We start from the raw sequence: 11,109 nt of genomic DNA on the forward strand, positions 1-11,109 counted from the left end.
GACCGTCACGCGGCCGCCGCCGGACGGTGCGGAGGCATCCAGCCGCGCCCCCGCCGGCACCGCGACGCCGCCGCCGGGCGCATTCGCAGTGATGGTGCCGCCCGCCGCCGCCACCGTGCCGCCCGCCTCCACCAGCCGTTCCAGCAGGCCGGAGGCGGCGCGCGCCGTCAGCAGCACATGCCCGCCCTCCGCCTCGATGGTGCCGCTGTTGGTCGCCAGCGCCGTGGCGCCGGAGGGGGCCGACCGCACCTCCTGCGTCACGTCGAAGGACAGCAGCCCGTCACCCGCGAGGTCGAGCGTGAAGGCCTCGCCGCCCGCAATGGCGACGCGGCCCAGCCGCGCGCGGATGGTGCCGGAATTGGCCGCCACCGGCCCGACGAGGGCGGCCAGCCCGCCCTCCCGCACCGTGATGGTCCCGCGGTTCTCGACGCGGGCGCCGGGACGCGGCTGGCCGTCGAAGGCCATGCGGCCGGCCATGAAGTTCGCATTGGTCGTGTCCGACGCCGTGGCGATCAGCCCGGCCACGTCCACCTGCGCGCCGCCCTGGAAGACGATGCCGTTCGGGTTCACCAGTGCGACGCCACCATTGGAGGTCACCCGTCCGGCGATGGCCGAGGGATCCGGCCCGGTCACCCGCTGCAGCGACCAGGAGCCGGCACCGGGCTGGCGGATGTCCACCTGGTGGTTCGCGCCGACATCGAAGCCGCGCCACTCGATCACCGCGCGGTCGCTGGACTGGTTGACCTGCGTGCGCGTGGCGGTCTGCGAGATGCTGGCCTGCCCGGCCACCACGTTGCCGCCCTGGGGGCGCGCGCCGGGCGCCTGGGCCGCGGCGGCGAGCGGGAGCAGCAGGGCCGTGGAGGCGAGCAGGAGCGGACGGAGGGAGCGGCCCATGGGCGTAGTGTGAACAAATCGTCTCTCAACCGCCAGTGGGAATCTCATTTTCAAGATTGCACGTATCACGTGCATAACTGAATGCTTGCCGTGTGCGACAACGTATGCGTTGATGTGCGCGATGATCGCCCGCCCCGCCCCGCGCGCGCCCACCTCCGCCGAGACCGCCTACCAGCGGCTCCGCGCGATGATCCTCGACAACCACCTGCCGCCCGGCGCCCAGCGCCTGGAGGCGGAACTCGCGCTGGAGCTCGGCATGTCCCGCACCCCCGTGCGGGAGGCGATGCTGCGCCTGCAGCAGGACGGGCTGGCCGTGGTCACGCCCCGCCACGGCATGCGCGTCGCCCCGATCTCGCCGGCCGACATGCGCGACATCTACGACGTGCTGGAAAGCCTGGAGCCGAAGGCGGCCGAGCTGCTGGCGTGCCGCGCCCTGCCCGTCGCCGACCTCGCGCCCCTCTCGCGTGCCTGCGACGCGATGGAAGCCGCGATCGCCGCCGAGGACCGCGCCGCCTGGGCGCAGGCCGACGAGGCCTTCCACCGCGGCCTGGCGGAGCTCTGCGGCAACCGCCGCCTCGCCGCCATGGCGATGCAGGTCTGGGACCAGTCGCACCGCGCGCGGATGTTCACGCTCAACATGCGCCCGCTGCCCGCGCGCTCCACCGCCGAGCACCGCGCGACGCTGGAGGCGATCCGCGCCGGCGACGCGGATGGCGCGCGCGAGATCTACCGCAGGCACCGCCAGCGCGGCGGTGCCGAGCTGATTGCCCTGATCGAACGGAGTGGGTTGGCATGGCTGTGACGTCCAACGCGGTGCGCATCGCGGTGATGCCGGGCGACGGCATCGGCGTGGAGGTGACCGACGCCGCGATGGGCGTGCTGGAGAAGCTCACGCGGCGTCACGGTCTGGGCCTGACGACCGAGACGCTGCAGGCCGGTGCCTTCGTCTACAAGGAGACCGGCACCGCGATGAGCGAGGCGGTGTTCCGCCGCGCGGAAGCCGCCGACGCCATCCTGCTCGGCGCCATGGGCTGGCCCGGCATCCGCTATCCCGACGGGACGGAGATCGCGCCGCAGCTCGACCTGCGCTTCCGCCTCGGCCTCTATGCCGGGGTGCGGCCGATCCGCGCCATCCCCGGCGTGCCGCTGGCGCTGGCCGATCCGCGCGCGAAGGACATCGACCTGGTGATCCTGCGCGAGAGCACGGAGGGCCTGTTCCACGCCCGCGGCCGCGGCGTGGTGATCGAGGACCGCGAGGCGCGCGACACCATGGTGATCACCCGCGCCACCACCGAACGCCTCAGCCGCTTCGCCTTCCGCCTGGCGGAGCGCCGCGCGCAGCGGCTCGGCCGGCCGCAGAAGGTGACGCTGGTGGACAAGGCCAATGTCTTCACCTCCATGGCCTTCATGCGGAAGGTCTTCCGGCAGGTCGCGGCGGAGTTCCCGCAGGTCCCCTCCGGCGAGCACTACATCGACGCGCTGGCGCTCGACATGGTCCGCCGGCCCTGGGACTTCGACGTGCTGCCGATGGAGAACATGTTCGGCGACATCATCTCCGACCTCGGCGCCGGGCTGATCGGCGGCATGGGCTATGCGCCCTCCGCCGACATCGGCGACGAGCACGCGGTGTTCCAGCCGAGCCACGGCACCGGCCCCGACATCCACGGCAAGGGCATCGCCAACCCGACCGCGATGCTGCTCTCGGCAGCGATGATGCTGGACTGGCTGGGGAGCCGCGGCGCCGGCCAGGCCTGGACGGATGCGGCGGGCGAGCTGGAGGGCGCGGTGGACAAGGCTTTCGCCGCGGGGCTGCGCAGCGCCGAGTTCGGCGGCGCCGGCACGAAGGAGGTCGCGGCCGCGGTGGCCGGGCAGATCCCGGGATGACGCTGCGCGTCGGCATCATCGGCTGCGGCTATTTCGCGCAGTTCCATCGCGATGCCTGGTCGCGCCTGCCGGTGCGCGTCGCCGCGATCTGCGACAGCGACCGCGCGAAGGCGGAGACCGCCGCGCAGGCCTTCCCCGGCGCGCAGGTCTTCACCGATGCCGCGGCCATGCTGGACTCCGCGCAGCCGCAGCTGGTGGACATCGTCACGCCGCCCGGCACCCATGCCGACCTCGTCGCGCTCTGCGCCGAGCGCCGCGTCCCCGCCATCTGCCAGAAGCCGCTGGCGCCCGATTGGCCGACGGCGCAGCGCATCGTGGAGATGGCGGAACGTGCCCACGCCACGCTGATCGTGCACGAGAACTTCCGCTTCATGCCCTGGTTCATGGAGGCGGAACGCCTGATCCGCGACGGCGCGGTGGGAGAGCCGCTCGACATCGGGTTCCGCCTGCGCTCCGGCGACGGCCAGGGCGAGGACGCCTACCTGGCGCGCCAGCCCTATTTCCGCACCATGCCGCGCTTCCTGGTGCATGAGACGGTCATCCACCTGATCGACGTCTTCCGCTTCCTGTTCGGCGAGGTCGCGGGCGTCTTCGCGCGGCTGCGCAGGCTGAACCCGGCGATCGTCGGCGAGGATGCGGCGACGGTGCTCTTCGCCTTCGCCGATCCGCGCCGGCAGGGCATCGTGGACGGCAACCGCCTGGTGGACCATCCCTCTGACGATCCGCGCATGACTAACGGCGTGCTGCTGGTGGAAGGCACGGGCGGGCAGCTCCGCGTCGACGGCTACGGCCGCCTCTTCCTCCGCCCGCATCGCGGCGAGGAACGTGAGCACGCCTACGCCTGGGAGAACCGCGGCTATGGCGGCGACTGCGTGTTCCGCCAGTGCCGCGCCGCGCTGGCCCACATCGCCAACGGCGCGCCGGTGCCCAACACCGCGCGCGCCTGGCTGCGCAACATGGAGATCGAGGAAGCGATCTACCGATCGGCCGAGGAGGGCCGCTTCGTGACCGTCTAGCGTTCCACGCACCACGACAAGGGAGGAAGGATCATGTTCGCCACGCGTCGCACCGCACTCATCGGCAGCCTTGGCCTGCTCACCGCGCCCGCCATCTCCCACGCCCAGCAGGCGCGTACGCTGCGCCTGAACCACACCGACACCGAAGTCGGCGCGCGGCAGGAAGCCGCCAACCTCTTCGCCCGCCGCGTGCAGGAACTGACCGACGGGCGCTTCCGCGTGCAGGTCTTCCATTCCGGCCAGCTGGCCAACGACGCCCGCAGCCTGGAACAGGTGGCGGTCGGCTCCATCGACCTCGCCATCACCGGCGTCGTCACCTATGCCACGCACACCCGCCCGCTGAACCTGATCGCGCTGCCCTATCTGGCGGAGACCTACGAGCAGGGCTGGCGGCTCTACGACAATTCCCGCTTCATCGCGGAGCAGAAGCAGGCGCTGATTGGCCGCGGCATGCGCATCGTCGGCGACTGGGAAGCCGGCTTCCGCAGCTTCTCCACCACCTTCGCCCTGCCCAGCCCCGCCGCCGCGCGCGGCCGCAAGCTGCGCATCGCGCCGGTGGACATGATCCGCTGGATCATGGAGAGCCAGGGCTGGAACCCCGTGGTGATGCCGGTGACCGAGGTCTACCTGGCGATCCAGCAGGGCACGGTCGACGGGCAGGAGAACCCGGTGGACACCATCTTCAGCCAGCGCTTCTTCGAGGTGGCGAAGCACATCACGCTCTCCAACCATGTCTACTCTCCGCTCTGGCTCTGCGTCGCGGAGCGCACCTGGGGCAGCCTGCCGCAGAACGCCCGCGACGCGCTGATGCAGGCGGGGCGCGAGAGCGGCCAGCACAACCGCCGCCAGGTCGCCGCCAATGACGAGGCGCTGCTGCAGCAGATGACGCAGCGTGGCGCCACCGTGAACAAGCCCGACCTCGGCCCCTGGCGCCAGGCCTCGCAGGGCGCGATCGCCCGCGCCCGGCAGGAATATGGGCAGGAGCAGGTGGACCGCTTCCTCGAGGAAGCGAGCGCGCTGCGGGCCCGGGCGTAAGCGGCGTGCTGCGCGCGCTCGACAGGGTCTGCGGCCTGCTCGGGCGCGCGCTCGACTGGTTCCTGGTGCTGGGCGGCGGCGGGCTGACCGTGGTGGTGATGGCGAACGTCGTCGCCCGCTACGTCTTCAACATCTCGCTCGCCTGGGTGAACGAGATGGGCGAGTTCGTGCTGCTCTGGCTCACCTTCCTCGGCGGCGCGCGCGCCATCCAGCTGGGCGCCCACCTCGCCATCACGGAACTGGTGGACGCCGCCGGCCCCGGCGCCCGGCGCATCCTCGGCTGGATCGCGGATGCCTCGGCCGCCGCGGTGCTGCTCGGCTTCCTGGTCTGGGGCACCACGCTGTCGCACCAGATGATGAACCAGACCCTGTCGGTCACCTACATCCCGATGGGCCTCGCCTATGCCTCCATGCCGGTCGGCGCGGCGCTCGGCCTGCTCTTCATCGCCCGGCGCGTGCTGCTGGGGCCGGAGCCCGCGGCATGACGCTGTTCCTCACGACCTTCCTGATCTTCATGGGCATCGCGCTGCTCGGCGTGCCGCTGGTCTGGGCGCTGGTGATCGCGACCTTCGCCTACATGCAGCTCTCGCCGAACTTCTACATCGAGGAAGGCATGCTGCTGGCCTTCATCGGCGGCGTGGAGCCCTTCCACCTGCTGGCCGTGCCGATGTTCATCGTGGCCGGCGAGATCATGGTGGCCGGCGGCGTCGGGCACCGGATGATCGACTTCGCCTCCAAGGCGCTCGGCTTCCTGCGCGGCGGACTCGGCGTGGTGACGGTGTCGTCTTCCATGCTGTTCGCCGGCGTCTCCGGCAGCGCGGTGGCGGACAGCGCGGCGGTCGGCAGCGTGATGATCCCGGGCATGCAGCGCCGCGGCTACACGCGCGAGTTTGCCGCGGCGCTGGTCGCCGTGGCGGGCACCATCGGCATCATCATCCCGCCCTCCATCCCCATGGTGATCTTCGCCTTCATGGGCAGCGTCAGCGTGAAGGAGCTGTTCCTGGCCGGCTTCATCCCGGGGCTCCTGTTCAGCCTCGGCCTCATCCTCTGGTGCATGTATGTCGGCAAGGCGCGCGGCTGGGATCCCGGCGGCGCACCCACCAGTTCGGCGGAGTTGCTGGCCTCCTTCCGCGACTGCATCCCCGCCCTGCTCTTCCCCGTCGTCATCCTCGGCGGCATCTTCGGCGGCGTCTTCACGCCGACCGAGGCCGCCGCCGTCGCGGTGTTCTACGCCCTGCTGATCGGCCGCTTTGTCTACCGGGAGCTGCGGCTGGCCGACGTGCCGCGCATCCTGCGCGACAGCTTCGTCACCTCCGCCACCGTCATGCTGGTGATCGGCGCCACCACCGCCTTCGCCTGGGTGATGACGATGGAAGGCGTGCCGATGGACCTGGTGGCGACGCTGCGCGCCTGGGACCTCGATAAGTGGGAATTCCTGCTCGTCGTGAACATCGCGCTGCTGCTGCTCGGCATCTTCCTGGAACCGGTGCCGGCGCTGATCCTGACCGCGCCGCTGCTGCTGCCGGTCGCCAAGGGGCTGGGCGTGGACCCCGTGCATCTCGGCCTGATCATGACCTGCAACCTGGCGATCGGGCTGTTCACGCCGCCGGTGGGGGGCACGCTGTTCGTCGCCGCGAAGATCGCCAATGCCCGGATGTGGGGCGTGACGAAGGAACTCGGCCCGATGTTCGGCATCTGCTGCATCGTGCTGGCGATCATCACCTATTTTCCGGGCTTCGTGATGGCCCCGGTGCACTGGTTCCGCTGATGGACCTCGCCGACGTCACCTTCCACGGCAGCGGGCTGGTCCGGCCGGAATCCGTCCTCGTCGCGAAGGACGGCAGCGTCTTCACCGCCGATTTCCGCGGCGGCGTCGCCGCGCTGGCGCCGGACGGCTCCCACAGGCTGATCGCCGGCCATACGGCCGACCTGCCGCAGGGCCTGAAGCCCAACGGCATCGCCTTCGAGCCGGACGGCTCCTTCCTGCTGGCCCATCTCGGCGCCGAGGAAGGCGGCGTCTTCCGCCTGGCGCGCAACGGCCAGGTCACGCCGCTGCTGCGCGAGGTGGAGGGCATCGCCCTGCCCCCCACCAACTACGCGCTGCGCGACACGGAAGGCCGGCTCTGGGTGACCGTCTCCACCCGCCTGACGCCGCGCGACCGCGACTGGACGCCGCAGGCCTGCACCGGCTTCATCGCCCTGGTGGATTCGCGCGGCGCGCGCATCGCCGCGGACGGGCTGGGCTACACCAACGAATGCATGCCCTCGCCGGATGGCCGCTTCCTCTACGTCAACGAGACCTACACGCGCCGCCTCTCGCGCTTCCCGCTGGCCGCCGACGGCACGCTCGGCGCGAAGCAGGTGGTCGCGGACTTCGCAGAGGGCGAATACCCGGACGGCCTCGCCTTCGACGCGGAAGGCCAGGTCTGGGTCACCGCCATCGTCGCCAACCGCCTGCTGCGGGTGGACCCCGGCAGCGGGCACGTCGCGCGCATGCTGGATACCGGTGATCCCGGCCACATGGCGCGGATCGCGGCGGCCAGCCGGGCGGGCACGCTGACGCCGGCGGACATGGCGCAGGCCAGCAGCCCGCTCGCCAACGTGTCATCCCTCGCCTTCGCCGGTCCCGGACAGCGGGAGGCCTGGCTCGGCTGCCTGCTCGCCGACCGCATCATGCGCGTGCCCATGCCCGTCGCCGGCGCGCCGCCGCCGCACTGGCGCTGGTAGCCGCGCCGGGCCAGACTGCGCGGCCCACCGGGAGGAACCGCGCGACGATGGACGTGATCGAGGCGATGACGACGCGCCGCAGCGTGCGCGGCTTCCTGCCCGACCCCGTCCCGCGCGAAACCATCGAGGCGATCCTGCGCGCCGCGTCGCGCGCGCCCTCCGGCTCCAACATCCAGCCCTGGCATGTCCGCGTCACCACCGGCGCGGAGAAGGCGCGCCTGAGTGCCGCGCTGCGCGCCGCCCACGCCGCCGGGGAGCCGGCGCGGCGCGAATACCACTACTATCCGCGCAGCTGGCGCGAGCCCTACCTGGCGCGCCGCCGCGCCACCGGCTGGGGGCTCTACAGCCTGCTCGGCATCGGCAAGGGCGACCGCGAGGCGACCGCCGCGCAGCATGCCCGCAACTACGACTTCTTCGACGCGCCCGTCGGGCTGTTCTTCAGCATGGACCGCGACATGGAGCCGGGCTCCTGGCTCGACACCGGCATGTTCCTGCAGAACGTGATGCTGGCCGCGCGCGGCTTCGGTCTCGACACCTGCCCGCAGGCCGCCTTCTGCGACTACCACGACATCGTCCGCCGCGAGCTCGGCATCCCCGACCACCGCATCCTGCTCTGCGGCATGGCGCTCGGCCGCGCCGATCCCGACCACCCCGCCAACCGCCTGGTGACGGCGCGGGAGCCGCTGGACGGCTTCGTCGCCTTCGGCCCCGCGGCATGAACGGGAATGCCGATGCGCTGATCGATTCGCGCACCGCCTGGATCCGGCTGGCCGCCATCGTCGCGCTGGCGACGATCGGCGGTGCCGGCATGTGGTCGGTCGTCGTCGCGCTGCCGCATGTGCAGGCCGAGTTCGGCGCCACGCGGGCGGAGGCCTCGCTGCCCTACACGCTGACCATGCTCGGCTTCGGCGCCGGCGGCATCCTGATGGGGCGCCTCGCGGACCGCTTCGGCGTGATGGTGCCGCTGCTCGGCGCCGCGGTCGCGCTGGCGGCGGGCTATGTCGCGGCCGGCCTCGCGCCCAGCCTGCTGGTCTATGCGCTGGCGCAGGGCCTGCTGATCGGCATGCTGGGCGCCGCCGCCGCCTTCGGGCCGCTGATGGCCGATGCCTCGCTGTGGTTCCGCCGGCGGCGCGGCATCGCGGTGGCGCTGGCGGCATCCGGCAACTACCTGGCCGGCGCGGTCTGGCCGCCGGTCCTCACCTGGCTGATCGCGGACCATGGCTGGCGCATGGCGCATGTCGTGGTCGGCGTGACCTGCCTGGTCACCATGCTGCCGCTGGCGCTGCTGCTGCGCGCCCGCCCGCCAGGGATGCGCACCGGCAGCGCGCTGCCGCAGGGCGGCAGCGACAACCCGCTCGGGCTCTCGCGCAACGGGCTGACCGCGGTGCTCTGCGTGGCGGGCGTCGCCTGCTGCGTCGCCATGGCGATGCCGCAGGTCCACATCGTCGCCTATTGCGGCGACCTCGGCTACGGCGTGGCGCGCGGGGCGGAGATGCTCTCCCTCATGCTGGCCTGCGGCATCGTCTCCCGCGTCGCATCCGGCTTCATCGCCGACCGCATCGGCGGTCTGCGCACGCTGCTGCTCGGCTCCGTCGCGCAGGGCGCCTCGCTCGCGCTGTTCCTGTTCTTCGACGGTCTCGCCTCGCTCTACGTGCTCTCCGCCCTGTTCGGGCTGATGCAGGGCGGCATCGTGCCGTCCTATGCGGTGATCGTGCGCGAGCACTTCCCCGCCAGCGAGGTCGGCACCCGCGTCGGCATCGTCCTGTTCGCCACGCTGTTCGGGATGGCCTTCGGCGGTTGGCTCTCCGGCCTGGTCTTCGACCTGACCGGCAGCTATTTCGCCGCCTTCCTCAACGGCGTCGCCTGGAACGCGGCGAACGTGATCATCGTCGCGACGCTGCTGATCCGCGCCAAGGGCCTCGGCCTCGGCGGCCACACCCGCTTGCGCGCCTGACCGCCTTCGCCTTCACTGGCCGTTCCGATGCAAGGCGGGAACGGGGGTAGGGCGATGCGGCGGTGGTGGCTGGCCGGGCTGGGCCTGGCGATGGCGTGGATCGGCCAGGCGCAGGCGGGTGCCACCTTCGATGCGGTGCGCGCGCGCGGCAGCGTGGTCTGCGGCGTGAACCAGGGCGTGGCCGGCTTCTCCGCCCCCGACAGCCGCGGCGAGTATCGCGGGCTCGACGCCGATTTCTGCCGCGCCCTGGCGGCCGCGCTGTTCGGCGACCCGTCGAAGGTGCGCTTCGTCGCCACCTCCTCGCAGAACCGCTTCACCATGCTGCAGTCCGGCGAGATCGACGTGCTGGCCCGCAACGCCACGCAGACGCTGCAGCGCGACAGCGCGCTCGGCCTCAACATGGCAGGCGTGAATTTCTACGACGGCCAGGGCTTCCTGGTGCGCCGTTCCGCCAACGTCACCTCCGCCCGGCAGCTGGACGGCGCCACCATCTGCATGCAGCCCGGCACCACGAGCGAGCTGAACGTCGCCGACTACTTCCGCGCCAACCGCATGCGCATGACGCCCGTGCTGATCGAGCGGCCGGACGAGTTCGTCGCCGCCTACGCCGCCGGCCGCTGCGACGTGATGACGCAGGATGCCAGCCAGCTTGCCTCCTACCGCGCCACCGCGCTGCAGAACCCGAACGACCACGTCCTGCTGCCCGACCGCATCAGCAAGGAGCCGCTGGGCCCCATGGTGCGCCACGGCGACGACCAGTGGTTCGACGTGGTGAAGTGGGTGCTCGCCGGCATGATCGAGGCGGAGGAGCTCGGCATCACCCAGGCGAACGTGGACGAGATGCTGCGCAGCACCAACCCGACCATCCAGCGCGCGCTCGGCGTCACGCCGGGCTTCGGCCGCGCGCTGGGGTTGGACGAGCGGTGGCTCTACAACGCGATCAAGGCGGTCGGGAACTACGGCGAGAGCTTCGAGCGCAACCTCGGCAGCGGCAGCCCCATCGGCCTGCCGCGCGGGCTGAACGACCTCTGGACCCGCGGCGGCCTGATGTACGCCCTGCCGCTGCGGTGACGCGCACGACCCGGGCTACCGCCTGATCAGGTAGTAGTGGACGGTCAGGTCGATCGTCACGCCGTCCGGGTCGGCGGGCGGCGGGAAGGGCGGCAGCTGCGCGCCCGAGAAGGGCAGCGTCGTCCCGACATTCAGCGAGGGTGACAGCGACGGCCCGGTCAGCTGCACGCTGCGCACCCGCCCATCGGGCCCGGCCACCACGCGCACGCGCACCGTGCCCGATTCGCCGAGTTCCACGGCCCGCAGCGGATAGCGCATGTTCTGGTCCAGCCAGCGCCGGAAGGCGGCGCGCCAATCCGCGCCCACCTGCGCGCCGGTGACGCGCACCGCCGGGTCGGCCGCGGCCCGTCCTTCCGCCATGCGGGGATCGACGCGGAGGTCCATGCCGCGCGATTGCGGCCGGCCCGCGGGCGGTGCCGGCTGGCCGAGACGGAACCCCTCCGGCAGGAACAGCCCGCCCTGCGGGAAGGCCGGTGCGGCCTGCTGCGGCGGCCGCGGCGCAGCGCGTGGCGGGGCCGGCGGCGGCGG

General features: G+C 72.1%; 12 protein-coding genes. 10 read left to right on the forward strand and 2 right to left on the reverse strand.

Features of this window, described 5'->3' with window-relative positions; genetic code table 11:
- Positions 1-894: two-partner secretion domain-containing protein (locus OZN99_RS16645; RefSeq protein ID WP_270936384.1), on the reverse strand; the 894-nt coding region annotated here is incomplete at its 3' end.
- A 121-nt stretch (positions 895-1,015) separates the two neighbouring features.
- Between OZN99_RS16645 and OZN99_RS16650 the strand changes: the two genes are divergently transcribed.
- From OZN99_RS16650 to OZN99_RS16695, 10 genes are read left to right on the forward strand one after another with little or no spacing between them, the layout of a single operon-like run.
- Positions 1,016-1,696, forward strand: coding sequence for a GntR family transcriptional regulator (locus OZN99_RS16650; protein WP_270936385.1), 681 nt, complete (start codon positions 1,016-1,018; stop codon positions 1,694-1,696).
- A complete protein-coding gene (locus tag OZN99_RS16655; protein ID WP_270936386.1) occupies positions 1,687-2,778 on the forward strand; it encodes an isocitrate/isopropylmalate dehydrogenase family protein in 1,092 nt (363 codons plus the stop codon). The genes OZN99_RS16650 and OZN99_RS16655 overlap by 10 nt, the downstream gene beginning before the upstream one ends.
- On the forward strand, positions 2,775-3,794 hold the full coding sequence (locus OZN99_RS16660) for a Gfo/Idh/MocA family protein (protein ID WP_270936387.1): 1,020 nt from the start codon (positions 2,775-2,777) through the stop codon (positions 3,792-3,794). Before OZN99_RS16655 ends, OZN99_RS16660 begins: the two co-directional genes overlap by 4 nt.
- A 33-nt stretch (positions 3,795-3,827) precedes the next feature.
- Positions 3,828-4,829, forward strand: a complete 1,002-nt coding sequence (locus OZN99_RS16665; RefSeq protein WP_270936388.1) for a TRAP transporter substrate-binding protein — start codon at positions 3,828-3,830, stop codon at positions 4,827-4,829.
- 5 nt (positions 4,830-4,834) lie between these two features.
- Positions 4,835-5,314 carry a TRAP transporter small permease gene (locus OZN99_RS16670; RefSeq protein WP_270936389.1) on the forward strand — a complete coding sequence of 160 codons (480 nt, stop codon included), beginning with the start codon at positions 4,835-4,837 and terminating at the stop codon, positions 5,312-5,314.
- On the forward strand, positions 5,311-6,597 hold the full coding sequence (locus tag OZN99_RS16675; protein ID WP_270936390.1) for a TRAP transporter large permease: 1,287 nt from the start codon (positions 5,311-5,313) through the stop codon (positions 6,595-6,597). Before OZN99_RS16670 ends, OZN99_RS16675 begins: the two co-directional genes overlap by 4 nt.
- Positions 6,597-7,556 (forward strand): SMP-30/gluconolactonase/LRE family protein, encoded by a 960-nt coding sequence (locus tag OZN99_RS16680; protein ID WP_270936391.1) that lies wholly within the window; start codon positions 6,597-6,599, stop codon positions 7,554-7,556. The genes OZN99_RS16675 and OZN99_RS16680 overlap by 1 nt, the downstream gene beginning before the upstream one ends.
- Before the next feature lie 47 nt (positions 7,557-7,603).
- Positions 7,604-8,275 (forward strand): nitroreductase, encoded by a 672-nt coding sequence (locus tag OZN99_RS16685; protein ID WP_270936392.1) that lies wholly within the window; start codon positions 7,604-7,606, stop codon positions 8,273-8,275.
- A complete protein-coding gene (locus OZN99_RS16690) occupies positions 8,272-9,510 on the forward strand; it encodes an MFS transporter (protein ID WP_270936393.1) in 1,239 nt (412 codons plus the stop codon). The genes OZN99_RS16685 and OZN99_RS16690 overlap by 4 nt, the downstream gene beginning before the upstream one ends.
- A gap of 54 nt (positions 9,511-9,564) precedes the next feature.
- Positions 9,565-10,581 carry an amino acid ABC transporter substrate-binding protein gene (locus OZN99_RS16695; protein ID WP_270936394.1) on the forward strand — a complete coding sequence of 339 codons (1,017 nt, stop codon included), beginning with the start codon at positions 9,565-9,567 and terminating at the stop codon, positions 10,579-10,581.
- 15 nt (positions 10,582-10,596) lie between these two features.
- On the opposite strand, the gene OZN99_RS16700 is transcribed toward OZN99_RS16695, so the two are convergent.
- Positions 10,597-11,109 (reverse strand): TonB family protein (locus OZN99_RS16700; protein WP_270936395.1); only part of this gene is annotated, 513 nt, incomplete at its 5' end.

The organism is Falsiroseomonas oryzae (assembly GCF_027856955.1).
GTDB lineage: Bacteria > Pseudomonadota > Alphaproteobacteria > Acetobacterales > Acetobacteraceae > Falsiroseomonas > Falsiroseomonas oryzae.